We start from the raw sequence: 19361 nt of genomic DNA, 5'->3' as shown, positions 1-19361 counted from the left end.
GTAACGGCGGTCAGGTTTTTTTGATACGCTTGGATATGATATAGTCTTTGTAAGATAGTGCCTGTGCAAGGTATCTGTCGTATGAACGGAGGATGAAGGGCGTGTCGTTATCTTATTTGTGGAGCCGGTCGTTCTTGACGAGCCGGCCCTTTTTGTGGCTACTGTTCTGGTGTAATTTAGTTGGAACGGTGTATGGATACATATGGTATGGAGGACAGCTGGAATATACACTGAATTATCACCCGATGTGGCAGATTGTATTTGTGCCTGATAGTCCGACAGCCAGCCTATTTTTTACAATTTCCATAGCTTTTTTGCTCTATCCTCCGCATCTCAAAAGCTTGAAGGTCATTCGCCAGATTATGGAAGCGTTGGCTGTCGTCACGAGTGTAAAGTATGGCATTTGGGCTTCGGCTATTATTTTGTGGGGAGTTGCGCAGGGCGGACCTATGGTATGGCAGGATTGGATGCTGATGGCATCTCACACAGCAATGGCGGTCGAAGCGTTACTGTTTGTACGTTTTTTTACCTGCAAATGGATTGCTTTATGCTTAGCCGCACTGTGGACCTTGTTAAATGATACAATGGATTATACCTTTGGCATATACCCTTATCTTCCCAGAACACTAACGGATGATGTACCGCAAGTATGTGTCTTTACCTACATGCTGACCCTTGTTAGTATTGTAGCGGCATGGCTTGCCATGTTGGCGCGTAATCGAAAGGTATCGTCTCATCGTGATATAGCTTGAGTCTTTTGAATAGAGAAATAGAGATGCATATAGTTATAAATCAAAAGGAATATGTATTCCAAAAGGGCATCCGTGATGATCACAAAATAAAAACAAGTTTTAATGAATTAGCAAAACAGAGTTTTGGCTTTGATTTTGAAGCCTGGTTTCAATTGGGGGATTGGGAGGATAGATATATTCCTTATGTCCTTTTGGATGAGGATTGTGTTGTGGCCAATCTATCTGTAAGTCTAATGGATTTTGATGTATCAGGCGAGAAGAAAAAATATATTCAGATCGGGACTGTAATGACGGATGCAAACTACAGGAATCAAGGTTTGAGTCGGTTTTTAGTAGAGCAAGCGCTGAAAGATTGGCATGGCAATTGTGATGGTATCTATCTGTTTGGAAATGATAGTGTGAGGGATTTTTATCCTAAATTCGGCTTCGCTTCGGCACCCGAGTATCAATATAGCCGGAAGGCACCTAACAGCTTGGACATAAGGATCGAGAAATTGAATACAGAAGAAATGTCGGATTTGCAGTTGTTGAAGATGAAGAGTGCTGACTTCAATCCGTATTCACTTTTTTCTGCGGAAAACAATGAGTGGTTGGTTTTATTTTATAGTACCTTATTTTTTAAAGACAAGTTCTGGCACATACCTCAATACGATACGATTGTTGTTGCAGATTTCGAAGGGGATACGATGAATTGTTACGATATTTTTGGAGCGGGTGACATTTCTTTAGATGAAATTCTAGGGGCAGTCATGAAAAAAGATACGAAAAAGGTTGTTTTTGGCTTTACACCAAAAGAACAGGACGGCTGCGAAATTTCTGTGCTGAAGCAGGAATATACTACGCTGTTTTATATGACTAAGCATCCCAACAGATGTAATGAAAATCCACTTATGTTTCCTATTTTGTCCAGAGCATAGCCGGTTTCTAACGTTTCACCTAAAGCCAGTTCTAGTCCCGTTAACCTTGCCATACAGTAAGGTGAGGAGGGATGTCCCATGATTAGGGGTCGGGGGGTTCGTATTACGTTACGTGTGGTTTTGAGTATTGTGTTATCCATGGTCCTGCTGCTGTCCGTCTACGTCCCTCCAGGTATGGCAGAAGCGCGCGATCAGTCAAAACCCGAAGGTAATACCAAGGAAATTGAAGAACTGGATCATGCAGCTGCGACACTGTACCGTGACGTAATGGACGGGAATATTGAAAAAGCACGCGCGGATGTAGCCGAGGTGAGCAGATGGTTCAGCACTGGACAGGTGCAGGCAGCGCTATCTGTAGAGGCCATTCATGCTCTATCCGGCAGCATTCTGGAGGTGCAGCAAGCTACACAGTCGGTTCAAGCATCACCGGATGAATGGGTGAAGGCAGCTGCGAATTTACGGCTTGCGACAGATGCGCTTGCGCACCCGCGCCAGCCCTTATGGCAGCAGTATTATAAGATTTTAAGAGAAGATGTTAGCGGCTTGAATAACCAGTTTGCTAAAGGGAACATGAAGGGATTCAAAGCTGGTACCGAAGTGCTGGAAGACCACTATGAAACGATTCGTACAGCAGCATTGATCCATGGCAGAACAACCGAGGTCGTGCGGACTGATTCCTGGATTTCCTACGTCAAAGGATTGGGAGATCAGCAAAATGCAGATGCCTCAGCGATTAGAGGAGCATTGGACCAAGGCAACCCGACGTTTAATGCCTTGTTTGGACGTGAGAAAGACGCTACCGCACTGGCGCCATTTATCCCGCGTGAGAGTGAGCGCCGGGCTGAATGGGCCATCGGCATGATTGTCCTGCTGGCGCTGGCTTACGCAGGTTATCGTAAATATCGGGCTGGTTTCATTGGGTAACGATGAAAGTTTGAACATTCGCATCGTTGGCTGTGGATCCATCCATATATGTCAGCCCATTGCCCGGTTTACCGGGCTATTCCTCTTTGAACCCTTCGCCATGCACATCATGCACATCCTGAATGATAATAAACGCCCGTGGATCAACTGATTTAACAATTTGATGCAGTCGCCGTATTTCCTGACGGGACACGACACAATAGGCAACATGCTTGGCCTGTTTGGAAAATGCACCTACAGCCGGAATAATCGTAACTCCGCGATCCATGTCCCTGGTAATAATATCTGAAATGTCCATCGTGTGGTCGCTGATAATCATAAAAGCTCTGGCGGAATAAGCCCCCTCTTGTATAAAATCAATAATTTTGGACGCAATGAACACAGCGACTAATGTATATAGAATTTTTTCTTTGGGTATGTAAAGTAGTGAAGCGCCGATGATGACAATATCAATGACCAGCATAATCCTTCCCATACTCCAGCCAAACTTCCGGTTTAAAATACGAGCGATAATGTCCGAGCCGCCAGTAGTGCCGCCAAAGCGGAACACAATACCTAACCCGGCCCCCAGCGTAACCCCCGCATATAATGAAGAAAGTATAAAATCGTGTTCAGTCTGAAACGTCCCCATCCATCCGAAATGAATCATTTTTTCAAACAACCACAGAAAGAATGTGAGCGACCCAATACCGACCCCCGTATATATAATCTGCTTGCCCCCAAGCATTTTCCATCCAATTAAAAATAATGGAATGTTCAGAAACAAAGTGGAGAGAGAAGGTGAAATCGAAAAAGCATAATTTAACAGCAGGGTGATCCCTGTAATACCGCCCTCCATCAGTTTACTGGGTATAATAAAATAAAGCAGACCGAATGCATAAATGGCGGTGCCGAATACGATGGGCAAGATCAATTTAAGCTGTTCCATGGACTTGGATATTTTCATAAGATCCCTCACAGTAGCAGTTTAAGGATGAGCGACTGAATGCAAATTTTTGCTAAATCGCAGGCCCTTATGTTTAGTATACCTTTTTGCGGCAGCTTTAAAAGACAGATGACTGTAAGTTGGCATCGTAAGTTCACAATTAAAAAAAATTTGTTTTAAAATGTGCTTTACGATAACATATGAATAAACCTGCACATGGGGGGATTGCGTGTTTCATGGAAAAATCGTTAGATGAAATTCAACGTGAGGTAGACCAGTATATCTCTCAATTTAAAGAAGGGTATTTCAGCCCTCTGGCCATGTTGGCCCGGATGTCCGAGGAAGTCGGTGAACTGGCAAGGGAGGTCAATCACTCCTTTGGTGAGAAGCCGAAAAAAACGGATGAGGCGGACAATTCCATTGAGCTGGAGCTGGGGGACATCTTGTTCATCACAGTTTGCTTTGCGAACTCACTAGGTATCAATTTGACCGAGGCACATGATAAGGTTATGCATAAATTTAACACGCGTGATGCGAATCGCTGGACCAAAAAGGACACCGATTAGGCATTTTGTACATATGCTGTACCAAACCGGTTACCCGGAGGTGCAGTGTCATGAAGGCGGAGGAATACGTTCAGAAAGCTTATCAGTGCATTTTGCAGAACGATTTTGAGCAGGCGGTGGAGTGGTTTGAAAAAGCGATTTCAGCCCAGCCTGATCATGCGGAGCATTATTTCCGTTGCTCGGTTACCTACGCTCGCAGTGGACGCTTGGAGCAGGCCCTCGCATATGCAGAGCATGCGGTTCGTCTCGCGCCACATCAGGATGAATATGTTCTCCATCTGCATGCGCAGGAAGCCAGGCAGTATACAGAAAAGGCCAGAAAAATGCTGGAGGTCGACAGAGCTACGCCACAGATGCACCAGGATGCGATTTTGCTGCTCGAACGGGCAATTTCTCTTGATCCGCTATGTGGTGACGCATTTTTGCTGCTCGCATTGATTTATGACGAATTGAATGAATATAAGCTGGCTGTGCAGGCTGCTCGTGAGGCGGCAGCGCTGTTTCCTCACAATGTGCAGCTTGCCAACCTCATGAAGAAATTATGCCAGCAGATGAATGAACAAATCTAGCACAAATGGATGCATAAGGAGTTGTAGGGATATGTCAGAACCAATAAAAGTGGCTGTCGTTGGAGCAGCAGGGCGTATGGGCCGTGAGGTGGTCAAATTGGTTCTTCAGGATGAGGAACTACAGCTTGTAGCCGCAGTGAACAGAACACACGCCGGCAGTGATGCCGGCCTTCTCGTCGGACTACCGGAAGCTGGTATCGCTATTATGGAGGATGTAGAGCAGGCTTTACTGGAGAGCCGAGCAGATGTCATGGTCGACTTTACGGGGCCGCGCTTCGCGTACGCACATACAGCGCTTGCTATTAAGCATGGAGTTCGTCCGGTTATCGGTACGACAGGGTTTACTCCTGAACAAATTGATGAACTGGACAAGCAGTGTCGTGAGCAACAAATTGGTGGTCTGATTGCGCCTAACTTTTCGATCGGAGTCATTTTGATGATGCGGTTTGCGGCTCAGGCAGCGAAATATTTCCCGCATCTGGAAATCATCGAATATCATGGTGACCAAAAATTGGACGCGCCATCAGGCACAGCCATTAAGACTGCAGAACTGATCGCTGAGCAGCGTGAGGAGCTACGACAAGGCAACCCGGAAGAGGAAGAAACGCTAGAAGGATCGCGTGGCGGTTACTATCAAGGCTTCCGCATTCACAGTGTTCGTCTTCCCGGTGTGTTCGCACAGCAAGAAGTCGTATTTGGAGGATTTGGACAATCTCTGAAAATTCGTCAGGACTCCTATGAACGAGCTGGTTATATGCCTGGTGTTAAAATCGGTATCCAGAAGGTAATGGAGCACCCGGGGCTTGTATATGGTTTTGAGCATTACATCGATTAAGAATATACGAATGAATTGATGAATGGAATTATAGAATGAGGCAGGAGGAGTTTGGAATGTTAAAGATTGCATTTATAGCGCATGATCGCAAAAAGGATGAAATGGTTAATTTTATAACGGCATATGAGCATGTTTTTACAGATCACCAATTATATTCAACAGGTACAACAGGTCAGCGCATTATGGAGCAAACCAAGCTTCAAATTCACCGCTTCATGTCTGGGCCGCTTGGTGGAGATCAGCAAATCGGGGCTATGGTTGCGCAAAATGATATGGACTTGATTATATTTTTGCGTGATCCACTCATGGCACAGCCGCATGAGCCGGACATTAGCGCATTATTGCGTCTGTGTGATGTACAGGGGATTCCTTTGGCAACCAACGTTGCAACTGCTGAAATACTGGTTAAAGCGCTGGATCGTGGCGATTTTGCATGGCGTGAGCTGGTACATAAATATAAACCGGGCATTGACCAGCAGGGTGATGTAAAATGACGCTGGACATCCTGATTTTCGGAGCCCATGCCGACGATGCAGAAATAGGAATGGGAGGCACGATTGCCAAGCATACTGCCGCTGGGTTAAAGGTGGGGGTGTGCGATTTGACACGGGCTGAAATGTCATCTAATGGTGATGTAGATACTCGCATGGCAGAAGCTGAACGCGCTTCGAAAGTGCTCGGGCTTGCTGTGCGGACGAATTTGGGTCTGCCTGATCGTGGGTTATATGTAACTCCTGAACATGTAGCTGCAGTTACAGCAGAAATCAGGCGCCATGCACCAAAAGTTGTATTTGCCCCTTATTGGGAGGATCGGCATCCCGATCATGTCATGTGCAGCAAGTTAGTAGAGGAAGCTGTGTTTAACGCCAAGTTGAGACGTTTTATGTCAGAAAGTCCTGCGGTACAGGTAGAGCAATTATATTTTTATTTTATTAATGACATCGGCAGAACGGACTTGATCGTGGACATTACCGAGCATTATGAAGCCAAGGAGCAGTCGTTGTTGAGTTATGCTTCGCAATTTCAGGCAGCGCCTGGGAAGGATACGGTATCCACACCACTGAATCAGGGGTACGTGGAACGTGTAAAAGCTCGGGACTCGTTGTTGGGTCAACGTAAGCTGATTTCATATGCAGAAGGATTTGCGTCCAAAACGCCACATCTGGTTAAGCTATTCACATAAAGATTTTATACTTACGCATGTTGTAGAATGCTGAAATACATGGGCATACGAGTGATTACGGATGGACGGAAGGAGGCAGCTTAGCTTGAATGACAAACTGAAAATTGGGATTACCTGTTATCCGTCGCTGGGTGGCTCTGGCGTTGTGGCTACTGAGTTGGGTAAGTTGCTGGCAGAAAAAGGGCATGAGGTCCATTTTATTGCTAATAGCATTCCGTTCAGATTAGGCGGGGCGTTCCAGAAAAATATTTTTTATCATGAAGTTGAGGTTAACGATTATTATGTGTTTAGATATCCGCCATATGATTTGTCGCTAGCGACAAAAATGGCCCAGGTGGCACAAATGAAGAATTTGGATGTACTCCATGTCCATTATGCTGTCCCGCATGCAGTATGCGCTTATTTAGCGAAGGAAATGGTGGGCGATCATTTGAAAGTGGTGACCACCCTGCACGGTACAGACATCACAGTGTTGGCACAGGATGAATCATTAAAGGATCTGATTCGACTGGCTATTAACAAAAGCGATGCTGTGACAGCGGTCTCCAAGGATTTGATTCGTGAGACGATTGATGCGTTGGAAATCACACGACCTATTGATTTGACTTACAACTTTGTAGATAAACGAGTATATTATCCACGAGATGCTGCTGCGCTTAGGAGAGATTTTGCCCAACCGCACGAAAAAATTATGATGCATATTTCCAATTTCCGTCCTGTCAAAAGGGTGGGAGATGTGCTGGATATATTCGACAGAGTGCAACAAAAGGTACCTGCGAAGCTGCTGTTGGTGGGAGAAGGACCGGATCTTCCAAAAATTCGTTGTAAAATCGAAAGTTTAGGCTTGCAGGACAAAGTCTTCTTTTTGGGTAAGCAGGATCAAATCGCAGAAGTGATTTCTATGGCAGATGTGCTGCTGCTTCCCTCGGAGAAAGAAAGTTTTGGTCTAGTTGCACTGGAAGCCATGGCCTGTGGAGTACCAACAATTGGTTCCCAGGCAGGAGGAGTACCTGAACTTGTCGTGCATGGAAGTACGGGGTATCTGGCTGAAATCGGGAATACCGAGACGATGGCGGATTATGCAGTAGAACTGCTGTCCGATGAAGCGATGGCGGAACGTTTCCGTGAAGCGTGCCTGACACGCGCACGTACCGTATTCTGCGATGAGCTGATTACCCGTCAATATGAAGAAATCTATTACCGTGTGTTGGGACGCGAGGTGCCGGATCTTAAACCGATCAGCGTTTAAGGAGGCGGACTCGCGTCCGTTTTTTTATTGAATACTTGAAAAGGGGGAAACCCTGTGAATACAAATACTTGGCAACATGCTGATCCAGAAATGGCTCTTCGCGGTAGAGATGTCATACATACACTAACCACAGCTGGCCACGAAGCTTATTGGGTTGGTGGCTGTGTGCGGGATGAGCTATTAGGACGAGCTATTCATGATATGGATCTGACCACTTCGGCTGAGCCTGAAGAGGTCTTAGCGCTGTTCCCTCATGTGATTCCGACAGGAATCCAGCATGGGACGGTAACGGTCATGCAGGATGGTCATGCATTCGAGGTGACCACTTTTCGTACGGAAAGCGGTTATACCGATCACCGCCGTCCAACGGAAGTATCCTTTGTGAAGGACATCCGTGAGGATCTGATGCGGCGGGACTTCACGATGAACGCGATAGCGATGGCTGAACATGGGGAGCGAGTGGACCCGTTTGGTGGGGAAGCTGATTTGCGAGCCGCTCTCGTTCGTTGTGTGGGACGAGCCGAGGAACGCTTTGAGGAGGACGGGCTACGAATGCTGCGTTGCATCCGTTTTGCCTCTGTATTTCGGTTCCGAGTGGCTTACAATACCTGGAAAGGTATGATCCGTCGCAGAGAGGGACTTCGACACATAGCCATGGAACGGGTACGAGTCGAGTTAGAAAAGATGCTAGCGGGGCCTGACCCATTACGTGGGTTAGAGATGCTGGGTCGTAGCGGATTGCTCGGCTGTACAAAAGTTCCGGTTCCCTGGGAACAATGTGACGCACAGGCGCTCAAGGAGATCGTGCAGCTGCCAGCAGAGCTGCGGTGGGGTTTGCTCCTTATGTCTTGTAGACTTAGCTCCGAGGCAGCGGACGAGCTTTTAAGAGCTTGGACCTTCTCCAACGCCGTACGTTTGCGTTTGGTTCATTTATTGGAATGGGAGACCGAACTCATCAGCCATGCTGTTGCCATAGCTGACAACTCTGTTTCGAGAAATTCTGACTCTATCAACGACGAGGTGCTGCGTCGTAACTGGATTCGATTGTTAATTAAGCTGGGAAAGGATACAGCTTCAGACTGGCTGGAGCTTCACAAGACACTGCCTTCTTCGTTCCGTGGATTACCGCCATGGGTAGAAAAGCATGTAAAGAAAATTGCCGAACTGGCTAACTCGTGGACACAGCAGGCTGTCGTCGTTCGTATGAAAGATTTAAATATTACTGGAAATGAACTGGTTCAGGCAATGAATCGACCAGGTGGACCTTGGTTGGGCCAGATGATGGAACGGCTTTTACAAGCGGTCGCTTGCGGAGATATCCCGAATGAAACAGAAACATTGCTTCAGGAAGTGAAACGGGTGATGAGTAGTGAATAATCATGAAAGATTGTTAGGCATACTGGAGGAAGGTTCATCCGATTACGTATCCGGGGAGGAAATTAGCCGACGACTGTCGGTTAGTCGTACAGCGGTATGGAAGCAGATCAACAAACTGCGTGAACTGGGTTATAATATCGATGCCTCCTCACGTCGGGGGTATCGGCTGATTTCTCAGCCAGATCGGCTGGAAGCCTCCAAACTGGCAGATATGTTGAATACTCAATCGTTTGGCCAGCGTATCGTCGTTCTGGATTCAACGGTATCTACCCAGCAGGATGCTATGCGTTTGGCAGAAGAAGGTGCGCCGGAGGGAACGTTAGTGCTTGCGGAGGAACAAACGGCAGGTCGGGGACGTCTGGGGCGGAAATGGTATTCCCCTCGCGGCAAAGGTATCTGGATGAGCATTGTATTGCGCCCCACCCAGCCCTTGGCCTTTACCCCACAGCTAACCCTGTTAACAGGCGTGGCGGTGTGTAGGGCTATTCGCCGACTGACGGGTGTGGAGGCAGGCATTAAATGGCCAAACGATCTGCTGATTCATGGTCGCAAAGTATCCGGTATTCTGTTGGAATCTGCAACAGAGGATCAAAGGGTTCGCTATTGCATTGCAGGCATTGGCATCGACGTTAATTTGAATGTAGAAGATTATCCGGAAGAGTTATCCCATGTAGGGACATCTTTGAAAATAGAGGCAAGGCTTGAAGTTGACCGTACTGCGCTGATTGCTGCTGTTTTGGAAGAAATGGAGCTGCTAAGCAAGCTATATGCCAAGCAGGGGTTCCAGCCAATAGCCATGCTGTGGGAGGCATTATCTGTGACGATGAACCGCAGCGTACGGGCACATACAGGACAAGGGATAGCGGTAGAAGGTACAGCGGTTGGCTTGGACCCTTCAGGAGCGCTCGTAATAGAAACGAACCAGGGTGAGCGGATTCAGGTTATTTCAGGGGATATACAATTGTAGAAGCGACCCTAGCTGAGTATACGACCACAATCTTTCTGTTTCCTGTGTAAAACTTCACGTGAAAAGGCTGGTGTTTTTTGTTATACTGTGCAGGAGGCGGCATCGGACGGTCCGAGCTGCACTCCAAGGGCACATTGCTCTACTTTAGCAAGTTTGTAAGACCATCATAACTTCATTTGAAGGTTACGTTGGATTCTGCTCTGAGCCGAACAGGACCGAGACAGAAGGGACGATCTCAAAATGAGTGTCTTTTTTGGCTGTTCGGACCTTTTGATGACGCAGATGTACAGGCGTTCATAAAAGGTTATTTTTTGTGCCAAAAAAAGATGGAAGGGAGCCATTCGCAATGGCAGGAAAACAAGCACTGAATATTGTAAAAATGAAAAAAATGAAGCAAGAGGGCATTCCGCTCAGTATGCTGACCGCCTATGATTATCCATCGGCTAAAATAGCCGAGGAGGCGGGAGTTGATATCATTCTCGTGGGTGACTCGCTGGGTAACGTAGTTCTTGGTTACGATTCAACCATCCCTGTGACCTTGGATGATATGGTGTACCATTCCCGGACAGTCGCAAGAGGCGCTGAGCATACATTTATCGTTGCGGACATGCCTTTTATGACATATCACGGCAGCATATCCGAAAGTCTTCAAGGCATCCGCCGTCTGATGCAGGAAGGACATGCGCATGCTGTTAAATTGGAGGGCGGAGCTGAGATTGCCGATGTCGTAAAAGCGACTGTTCAGGCAGGTGTGCCTGTACTGGGACATATCGGTCTTACTCCGCAATCGGTTAATCAAATTGGCGGCTATCGCATTCAAGGTAAGGACGAAGCAGACGCACGCCGGTTGATGGCAGATGCCAAGGCATTAGAGCAGGCGGGTGCCTTTGGTATTGTCTTGGAATTGGTGACTGAGGAAGTGGCAACGGCGATTTCTAAAGAACTTTCCATTCCAACCATTGGAATCGGTGCAGGACGTGGCTGTGACGGTCAAGTACTCGTTTACCACGATCTGATTCAATATGCATCGCCATATTTCAGCAAACGATTTGTAAAAACTTATGCAGATGTAGGCGGCATGATCCGCAGCAGCATTGAGCAGTATGTGAGCGATGTAAAAGGGCGGGCATTCCCGGCCGCAGAGCATGTGTTCAGCGCGGATGACCGTGTTGTGGAGTCCCTGGAGTCCTTGTACGGACAGGCAAAAGGACAAGCGCAGGAACAAGCTAAGGAAAAGGTGGAATCTCAGTCATGATCATCGTAAGAGAAGTGGCTCAACTACGCAAGGTTATTGCCGAACGTCGCCAACTTGGAGCCAATGAAGCAAAAACTTTACACGATTCTGCCTCTTTACAACAACATAAAGTCGGCTTTGTACCAACCATGGGATACCTGCACGAAGGGCACGCAAGCTTGATGCAAAAGGCGCGTGAAATGGCAGATACGGTGGTGCTTAGCATTTTTGTAAATCCGATTCAATTTGGACCTACCGAAGATCTGGACAGCTATCCTCGCGATGAAGCGCGTGATCTGGAAGTAGCACGGCGCGAAGGCGTGGATATTGTATTTCTGCCGACTGTAGCAGAAATGTATCCGCAGCCAACTCAAACTAAAATTCACGTATCCGCTCTGACAGACCGCTTGTGCGGCGCTTCCCGTCCTGGCCATTTTGATGGTGTAACTACAGTGGTAGCTAAGCTGTTTAACATGGTAGGTCCTGATTTGGCCTTCTTTGGCATGAAGGATGCGCAGCAGGTTGCTGTGCTTCAACAAATGGTGGCTGATCTCAATATGAATGTGACCCTCATACCTTGTCCTATCGTCAGAGAGGCCGATGGTTTGGCTCTTAGCTCCCGCAATGTATATTTGAGTGCGGAACAGCGTGAGCAGGCGTTGGTGCTGTCCCAGTCACTGCGCAAGGTGCAAGAAGTGAGCGAAGATATTGTACAGAACACCATTACGATTGAGCAGTTACATCAAATGGTGGAGTCGACCATCTCCTCATCTCCTTTGGCAGATATTGACTACATTGAAATATTAACTTTTCCTGGCCTGGAGCCCCTTCGTCCTGAGCAGCGCCTATGTGATGTGCAAGAAGATGTCATTGTTGCGCTAGCCGTAAAATTTGGGAATACCCGACTGATTGATAATATAAGAATACAGAAAGTGGAGGTACTTTCCCATGTTTAGAACCATGATGAAATCTAAAATTCACCGCGCGACGGTTACTGAAGCTAACCTGAACTATGTGGGCAGTATTACCATAGATGAAGATTTAATGGAGACATCAGATCTGCTGGAGAATGAAAAGGTTCAAATTGTAAACAATAACAATGGAGCTCGACTGGAAACCTATGTGATCCCCGGACCGCGTGGGAGCGGCGTGATTTGTCTCAACGGTGCGGCAGCCCGTCTGGTCCAGCCCGGTGATACAGTCATTATTATTTCCTATGCTTCCATGTCAAATGAAGAGGCCAAAACATACAAACCAACTGTGGTATTTGTGGATGAACATAATAAACCAGCCCAAACGATGAACAAGGAAGTACACGCAACGATCATGTAATGAATGGGAATGCGGATGAAACCCGTCTTTTAAGCGAAAAATGTGAGTGTATTAATCCATCTTTCGTAAGGGCGGGATGCACATGTTCCAGCATGTATTCGCAGAAATGAACAGCATGTTAGATGATATCGTGAAGCATTACCCATCAGCCCAGGGCCCCCGCAGACAGGAGCTGCTACAGCACTGGAGTCTGCTGCGGAGAATGAGTGACGGAATTATGGATGAGTGGCTGGCCTTTGAGGAAAAAATGGTTTGCCTGCGTGCAGCCGGCTTTTCCGCAGAGGCCGACATGTCTGACGCTGAGCTGCCTGAAAAGGAGCTACCGGCATTTGACCGGGGGCAGGGGTATTATCGATTACTTATGTACCGGGAGGCAATCCAGCAATTTGAGCAGGTGCTACAGCATTTTCCGAACAGCTGGCAGAGTCGCATGTATATGGGAATGGCGCATTTTCAACTGGATGATCCAGCAGAGGCTATAAGCCAGTTTCAAAAGGTGCTACACCTGACAGAACAGCCAGGGCTAAAAGCGGTCATCTATAATGCGCTAGGCTGTTTGATGGCAAAGCAGGCAGACGTAAAAGAGGCGCAAAAATATTTTGCTCTCGCTCATCAGTTCGATCCAACGCTGCCCGAGCCACTGCACAATATGCAAGCCTGTTTGTCCGGTGCCGAAAAGCTTCGCTACGACAGTTCCTTGTTGACCTGGATGTAGTTGTCAGACACCGAGTAAGACGATGCATGCTCACCTCCGTAGGCGGTGTGTGCATCGTCTTTTTTGGCTGTCTTAATTTCCAAACAGACAATCTTCTGCTATGCTATTATACAGAGTTATTATTTTTGTATGTGTCATAAGAAAGGATTAAGCTCGAATGAAATTTGCGGTATTGGATTTTGAAACGACAGGCACCCAGTCCGCGGATGACATCATTCAAGTCGGACTTGCAATTATAGATCATGATAACAGCATTTCCCGTGTTTACGGCTCTTATGTAAACCCTGGCAGATCTATTCCACCTTTTATCACCGGATTGACCGGAATTACAGATGATGACGTCAAGGATGCACCTGCACTCGAAGAAATGATGATGGAGCTCGTGCCTATGCTGGACGATGTCGTGCTGGTCGGTCATAACGTGGCGTTTGATTTCAATTTTTTGCAAAGCGCTTTGGACCGGTGTGGATATTTACCCTTTAGCGGTAGAATTTTGGATACGATGGATTTTCTGAAAATTATGTTTCCATCGTTATCTTCTTATCAGTTGGGTTTTGTTTCCTCAGAGTTTGGGCTGGCGCATGACCGCCCTCATCAAGCAGACAGCGACGCGTTGGCTACGGCTGAGGTGTTTTTAAAGTGTCTGGGTGAGCTCCAGGCATTACCTCTGATAACGATACAGCGGCTCAGCGATTTGTTCGCAGAGGAAGACAGTGACCTGGGTTGGTTTCTTGACGGCATACGAGAAGAGAAAGAGCTAGACCCTATTCAGGATTTGGAGAAACATCAGTTTTTTCGTCAGCTTGCGCTTAAAGTGGAAGATTGGACCGAACTGGCTACTCCACGAAGAGAAGATGATCCAAATCCACTCTCAGGCGTTGCCTTTGAGGAGTATATGGATGATGTGCGGGACAATTTGCGTTCATCCTTGAGCCAATATGAGGAGCGCGAGGCGCAAACACAAATGATTGAGGGTGTAAATCAAGCCCTGAGTCAAGATAAGCATTTGTTGATCGAGGCGGGTACAGGAACAGGGAAGTCCCTAGGCTATTTGCTTCCGTCACTGTATCACAGTGTAAAATATGGGCAGAGGGTCACAGTAAGCACACATACCATTAATCTGCAGGAGCAATTGCGAGAGCGTGATATTCCGATGCTGACAAAAGTGATTCCGTTCCCGTTCCGGGCTGCCATTTTTAAGGGTCGGGGGCATTATTTGTGTCTGCGTAAGTTTGAACATAAAATAAACAGAAGAGACTTCGCGACACCAAAGGAAGACTTGATTACAGCGGCTCAAATGATTGTCTGGCTGACTCTGACAGAAACCGGTGATGATGAGGAACTAAACCTGAGCAACCGTGGAGGGGATTTTTGGGAAACAGTAGCTAGTGATTCCGAGTCCTGTCTTGGCCGTTCTTGCCCATGGTTCCGCAAATGCTACTATCATCGTGCACGTCATGAAGCAGGAACAGCGGATGTGGTTATAACGAATCACTCCAAGCTGTTCACCGACGTCAAAGCAAGTCACCAGCTATTGCCCAGCTATGAACATCTGGTCATTGATGAAGCACATCATCTAGAGGAAGTAGCCGGTAAGCACCTGGGCATGCATATGAAATATTTCACACTCGTGCATACGCTGACTCGATTGTTCAAGGACAGTAAGAACGGACAATTGCCTTCGTTACGTCAGCAGTTGGCAAAGTCGGGGCATGAGAAGTCGACGGAATGGGCCTCGACCATTGATCAGCTGTACCCACTCGTGTTAGAGGTTAAGGAAACTTGGGACCTGCTAAGCGATAAGTTGTTTGGTATGTTGCCAGAGCGGTCTGATGCCACACCGGGTGAAACGGGGCAATTTTCTTCGCGTCTCAAACCGTCGGCCAAGCCTGCAAAGTGGGATCAAGCGGCGGCGTTGGAAAATCAGCTTTATGTAACGTTGAGTGAAATTTTGCGCAAGGGCGACAAGCTGATGCTGGATGTCAAGGAAGAACACGACGATTATGCGGCGGATAGTCTCATTACAGATATCACGGGTCTGCTTAAGGATTTGGCGGGGATTAGGGAAAATTTGCGCTTCTTTATACGACTCGATGATGAAACAACCGTATATTGGCTCGAAGCGAGTGGGCAATTCCGTAGTAAATCATTGCAATTTTATGCAGTGCCCGTCGATGTGAGCCGCCAGTTGAAAGAAATGTTTTTTGACAAAAAAAGAAGTATTATTCTGACATCTGCTACTTTATCGGTAGATAAGTCGTTTCAGTACATGACCGATCAACTCGGCTTGCAGGAGGCAGCGGATCAAGGACGATTAATGACGTCACAGCTCCCATCACCTTTTAATTACAGGGATCAGGTGTTGCTGGTCATTCCGCGAGACTTTCCGAGTGTGAAGGGCAGTGTAGGGGATGCACATTTTGTAGAGATGCTCGTTAGCTCTCTAGGAGCGACTGCCCAGGCGACGCGGGGGAGAATGCTTGTTCTGTTTACTTCCTATCGGATGCTCCGGCAAGTGTATGAGCCACTCAAAGAGGCGTTAGCATCCAGCGATATTACCGTGTTAGGACAAGGTGTAGACAGTGGGAGTCGGAGCAAGCTAACCCGTCGTTTTCAGGAAGCCAAGGCTTCTGTATTGCTGGGAACCAGCAGCTTCTGGGAAGGCGTCGATATTCCAGGGAAGGCTTTGACTTGTCTGGCCATCGTTCGCTTGCCGTTTCAACCGCCCAATCACCCGTTACTGGAGGCAAAAAGCGAGCTGCTCCAGCAGCAGAAGAAGAACCCATTTATGAAGCTGTCTGTACCACAAGCAGTTATTCGCTTCAAACAGGGATTTGGGCGATTGGTACGTACAGCGAGTGACCACGGAGTCGTTATCGTTTACGATACGCGTGTGATCGAATCCTATTACGGAAAGCACTTTTTGTACTCGTTACCGGGACCAAAAATGGAGCATATGCCATCGGAGCAAATGGTGCCCCGCATCGCCGAATGGCTCCAATCCGCCCCGGAGACAGAGGCACAACGGACGGACACCTAAAGTCCGTTACAATTAGGGGGAGCAAGTATGAAATCAGATAAAATTTCAGAGGCTGTCGTACGGAGATTACCCGTATATTTACGTTATCTGAATGCACTGCACAAACGGGAGGTGGCTACGGTCTCTTCTCAAGAGCTGGGACAGAGGTTAGATTTGAATCCGGCCCAAATTCGTAAAGATCTTGCCTATTTTGGCGATTTTGGTCGGAAGGGCATCGGTTACGATGTTTCTTATCTAATTGAGAAAATACGCCATATCCTGAAAATTGACCAGCAAATTAATGTAGTATTGGTCGGAGCGGGTAATCTGGGTCAAGCCCTATCAAACTATAACGCTTATTTAAAAGACAATATGAAGATTGTGGCGGTATTTGATGCGTTCCCGGATAAGGTTGGGACCAGAATCAATACCTTAGTCGTTCAACCGATGGATGAATTGGAAGCGACTGTAAAAGAGAAAAATATTCGAATCGGGATTATTACTGTACCTGATTTTGAGGCACAACACGTAGCTGATAGGCTCATTGAGAGTGGAATTGGAGCGATTTTAAACTTTGCACCTATCATTCTCAAGGCGCCGGCTAATATTCGGATACATGCCACAGACTTTACAACTGACTTGCTTAGCCTCGCTTATTATCTGGAGGACGGAAAGGAAGAAGCACAATATGACAGTGAATAAATGGATGATTAAAAACGGTTCTTTTGCCGTGAATGGACCTGAAGCAGGGGTAATCCATGGTTTTATGATTGTGGAGGATAGCCGTATTACTTACATTGGCGAGACTCTGCCTGCGGGTGAGGAAGAGACAGAAGCAATCGACGGTAACGGGTTATTGTTTTTGCCTGGTCTGATTAATACTCATGGTCATGCGGCGATGTCTCTGCTGCGAGGGTATGGAGATGACTTGGCACTTCAAGTGTGGCTTCAGGAAAAAATGTGGCCTATGGAAGCCAAGTTTACATCTACGGATGTGTATTGGGGAACATCCTTGTCAGTGCTGGAAATGCTGAAAGGTGGAACCACAACTTTCCTGGATATGTACGATCATATGGATGAGGTGGCACGTGTAGCTGAAGAGTCGGGCATCCGTGCAAGTTTGATGCGTGGAGCCATTGGACTCTGTTCAGAAGAAGAACAGCGGATCAAGCTGGCTGAGGCCGTGACTTTTGCCCGTAACTGGCATGGAAAAGCAGACGGACGTATCACAACGATGATGTCTCCGCATGCCCCATACACATGCCCGCCAGCGTTTATTGAGAAATTTGTTCAAGCAGCACATGATCTCGATTTACCATTGCATACGCACATGTCCGAGACGATCGCCGAAGTTGAGCAAAACGTACGCGACTACGGTTTGCGTCCAGTTGCACACTTAGATAAGCTTGGCTTTTTCTCCCGCCCTTCACTTGTTGCCCACGGCGTACACTTGAACGACGAAGAGATAGCTTTATTAGCGGAACGAGGTGTGGCGGTTTCACATAATCCAGGCAGTAACTTGAAGCTGGCAAGTGGTGTAGCTAGAGTGCCTGAATTGCTGCGTGCAGGAGTTACTGTTTCTCTTGGAACAGACGGTCCTGCCAGCAATAATAACCTGGATATGTTCGAGGAAATGCGTCTGGCGGCACTCATTCACAAGGGAGTATCTGGCGACCCAACAGCAGTTCCTGCAAATGAAGCACTGCGTCTGGCAACAGAGTATGGTGCAAAGTCGATTGGTTTAAAAGAAGTAGGAGCGCTGGCAGCAGGCAACAAGGCTGACTTTATCGCGCTAGATCTGAATCAGGCCCATTTCTTGCCGCGTACAGATCTTATTTCCCATGCCGTATACTCTGCAAGTGCCAAAGACGTGGCTCATGTGTGGGTAGACGGTCGTCAGGTTGTGAAAAACGGCGAATGCCTGACGATGGACGAGGAACGTATCAAACATGAGGCACAAGCCGCCTTTGAAGGGCTGCTGTCGCGCTAATTCAGGTGTCACATCCCCTTAGAGAGGAAGCACAGGTTTGAAAAATAAGAAGAAATGGATAGCGGTCGCCATTTTGGCCGTAATACTGATCCTGGTCAGCATTTTCTGGTATTATTCCTATGTTACTCAAGACCAGGTGGCTGAGAAAAATGCCGCTATCATGAAGGCCAAGCAATCAGGTGGTCTGGTTAGCACGACACAGACTTGGAAGTCTGTGTGGGATCAGATATATTGGGTGGTTCAAGGAAAAAACGCACAGAATGAAAATATAATGGTGTGGGTTCCTTTTCAAAAAATGGAAGGACAACCTAACGTACCTGTCGCAGATCCAAGCGGTGTTCATACCGAGCTGATGAAAAACGGAGTCGACGAGCAAAAAATGAAAGCGATAATTCAACAGCAACTTCCAAATGCAAAAATTGTAAGACTCCAACCGAGTGTGTTCAATGGCGAATATGTATGGCAACTGTTTTACGATGATGAAAGCCATCATAACTATACCTTTTACCGTTTCTCAGATGGAGCATCGACGGGGATAAAGTATACTTTACCTAATTACTAGCGTGTTATGGGAGTAGTGATGGTGAAAACAATGTATTGTTAAAAGAATGACTGATTGAAGTTGAAAAGACGTAAATGCGATTTAAATCGTATTTACGTCTTTTTTTGCTGCTACGAAAATCACAACTCCTCCACACATTGCCTTCGATATTAGATTCACGTTATGATATACTATATTTTATAAGTGATAGACAAAAATGATAGAAAAATGAGTTGCTGATCTCTATAAGATCATGCAATTTGGTT

20 protein-coding genes are annotated in these 19361 nt (G+C 47.0%); 19 read left to right on the top strand and 1 reads right to left on the bottom strand.

The features are described 5' to 3' along the window. The first annotated feature begins 101 nt into the window (after positions 1–101). From OIU26_RS01475 to OIU26_RS01465, 3 genes are all read left to right on the top strand, one after another. Positions 102–752, top strand: coding sequence for a DUF1405 domain-containing protein (locus tag OIU26_RS01475; protein WP_102163685.1), 651 nt, complete (start codon positions 102–104; stop codon positions 750–752). Continuing rightward, entirely contained in the window at positions 749–1669 is a 921-nt protein-coding gene (locus OIU26_RS01470) for a GNAT family N-acetyltransferase (RefSeq protein WP_264215766.1), read from the top strand. The genes OIU26_RS01475 and OIU26_RS01470 overlap by 4 nt, the downstream gene beginning before the upstream one ends. A 78-nt stretch (positions 1670–1747) precedes the next feature. Next, on the top strand, positions 1748–2593 hold the full coding sequence (locus OIU26_RS01465; protein WP_013371652.1) for a sporulation protein YpjB: 846 nt from the start codon (positions 1748–1750) through the stop codon (positions 2591–2593). 76 nt (positions 2594–2669) lie between these two features. On the opposite strand, the gene OIU26_RS01460 is transcribed toward OIU26_RS01465, so the two are convergent. Next, positions 2670–3539 carry a YitT family protein gene (locus OIU26_RS01460; RefSeq protein WP_264215765.1) on the bottom strand — a complete coding sequence of 290 codons (870 nt, stop codon included), beginning with the start codon at positions 3537–3539 and terminating at the stop codon, positions 2670–2672. Between the two features lie 215 nt (positions 3540–3754). On the opposite strand from OIU26_RS01460, the gene OIU26_RS01455 reads away from it, so the two are divergent. The 16 genes from OIU26_RS01455 to OIU26_RS01380 all read left to right on the top strand — a co-directional run bounded on the left by OIU26_RS01455 (position 3755) and on the right by OIU26_RS01380 (position 19116). Continuing rightward, complete coding sequence (locus OIU26_RS01455) at positions 3755–4084, top strand: nucleotide pyrophosphohydrolase (RefSeq protein ID WP_007430805.1); 330 nt, start codon at positions 3755–3757, stop codon at positions 4082–4084. Between the two features lie 50 nt (positions 4085–4134). Further along, positions 4135–4653: a tetratricopeptide repeat protein gene (locus tag OIU26_RS01450; RefSeq protein WP_013371650.1), complete on the top strand. Its 519-nt coding sequence runs from the start codon at positions 4135–4137 to the stop codon at positions 4651–4653. Between the two features lie 31 nt (positions 4654–4684). Continuing rightward, the gene (gene dapB / locus OIU26_RS01445) at positions 4685–5488 is read left to right on the top strand and encodes a 4-hydroxy-tetrahydrodipicolinate reductase (RefSeq protein ID WP_013371649.1); all 804 of its coding nucleotides are present in this window, start codon (positions 4685–4687) and stop codon (positions 5486–5488) included. A 56-nt stretch (positions 5489–5544) separates the two neighbouring features. Further along, on the top strand, positions 5545–5982 hold the full coding sequence (gene mgsA / locus OIU26_RS01440) for a methylglyoxal synthase (RefSeq protein WP_013371648.1): 438 nt from the start codon (positions 5545–5547) through the stop codon (positions 5980–5982). Further along, entirely contained in the window at positions 5979–6671 is a 693-nt protein-coding gene (gene bshB1 / locus OIU26_RS01435; protein ID WP_264215764.1) for a bacillithiol biosynthesis deacetylase BshB1, read from the top strand. Before mgsA ends, bshB1 begins: the two co-directional genes overlap by 4 nt. Positions 6672–6756: 85 nt before the next feature. Beyond that, positions 6757–7920, top strand: coding sequence for an N-acetyl-alpha-D-glucosaminyl L-malate synthase BshA (bshA, locus tag OIU26_RS01430; RefSeq protein WP_264215763.1), 1164 nt, complete (start codon positions 6757–6759; stop codon positions 7918–7920). 54 nt (positions 7921–7974) lie between these two features. Further along, complete coding sequence (locus OIU26_RS01425) at positions 7975–9297, top strand: CCA tRNA nucleotidyltransferase (protein ID WP_264215762.1); 1323 nt, start codon at positions 7975–7977, stop codon at positions 9295–9297. Beyond that, positions 9290–10264, top strand: a complete 975-nt coding sequence (locus OIU26_RS01420; protein ID WP_264215761.1) for a biotin--[acetyl-CoA-carboxylase] ligase — start codon at positions 9290–9292, stop codon at positions 10262–10264. The genes OIU26_RS01425 and OIU26_RS01420 overlap by 8 nt, the downstream gene beginning before the upstream one ends. Before the next feature lie 346 nt (positions 10265–10610). Beyond that, entirely contained in the window at positions 10611–11519 is a 909-nt protein-coding gene (panB, locus tag OIU26_RS01415; protein WP_264215760.1) for a 3-methyl-2-oxobutanoate hydroxymethyltransferase, read from the top strand. After that, the gene (gene panC / locus OIU26_RS01410; protein WP_058829720.1) at positions 11516–12454 is read left to right on the top strand and encodes a pantoate--beta-alanine ligase; all 939 of its coding nucleotides are present in this window, start codon (positions 11516–11518) and stop codon (positions 12452–12454) included. Before panB ends, panC begins: the two co-directional genes overlap by 4 nt. Next, positions 12447–12830: an aspartate 1-decarboxylase gene (gene panD / locus OIU26_RS01405; protein ID WP_013371641.1), complete on the top strand. Its 384-nt coding sequence runs from the start codon at positions 12447–12449 to the stop codon at positions 12828–12830. The genes panC and panD overlap by 8 nt, the downstream gene beginning before the upstream one ends. 82 nt (positions 12831–12912) lie before the next feature. After that, positions 12913–13545 (top strand): tetratricopeptide repeat protein, encoded by a 633-nt coding sequence (locus OIU26_RS01400; protein WP_264215759.1) that lies wholly within the window; start codon positions 12913–12915, stop codon positions 13543–13545. A gap of 157 nt (positions 13546–13702) precedes the next feature. After that, entirely contained in the window at positions 13703–16585 is a 2883-nt protein-coding gene (dinG, locus tag OIU26_RS01395; RefSeq protein ID WP_264215758.1) for an ATP-dependent DNA helicase DinG, read from the top strand. 27 nt (positions 16586–16612) lie between these two features. Further along, a complete protein-coding gene (locus tag OIU26_RS01390; protein WP_016822178.1) occupies positions 16613–17266 on the top strand; it encodes a redox-sensing transcriptional repressor Rex in 654 nt (217 codons plus the stop codon). Beyond that, the gene (locus tag OIU26_RS01385; RefSeq protein WP_013371637.1) at positions 17253–18554 is read left to right on the top strand and encodes an amidohydrolase; all 1302 of its coding nucleotides are present in this window, start codon (positions 17253–17255) and stop codon (positions 18552–18554) included. Before OIU26_RS01390 ends, OIU26_RS01385 begins: the two co-directional genes overlap by 14 nt. Before the next feature lie 37 nt (positions 18555–18591). Beyond that, positions 18592–19116 carry a cell wall elongation regulator TseB-like domain-containing protein gene (locus OIU26_RS01380; protein ID WP_264215757.1) on the top strand — a complete coding sequence of 175 codons (525 nt, stop codon included), beginning with the start codon at positions 18592–18594 and terminating at the stop codon, positions 19114–19116. The last annotated feature ends 245 nt before the right edge of the window (positions 19117–19361 follow it).

The sequence above is a fragment of the Paenibacillus sp. BT-177 genome, from assembly GCF_025846815.2.
In the GTDB taxonomy this organism is placed as follows: Bacteria; Bacillota; Bacilli; order Paenibacillales; family Paenibacillaceae; genus Paenibacillus; species Paenibacillus polymyxa_C.
This window is presented reverse-complemented; position numbering and strand designations above follow the sequence as displayed.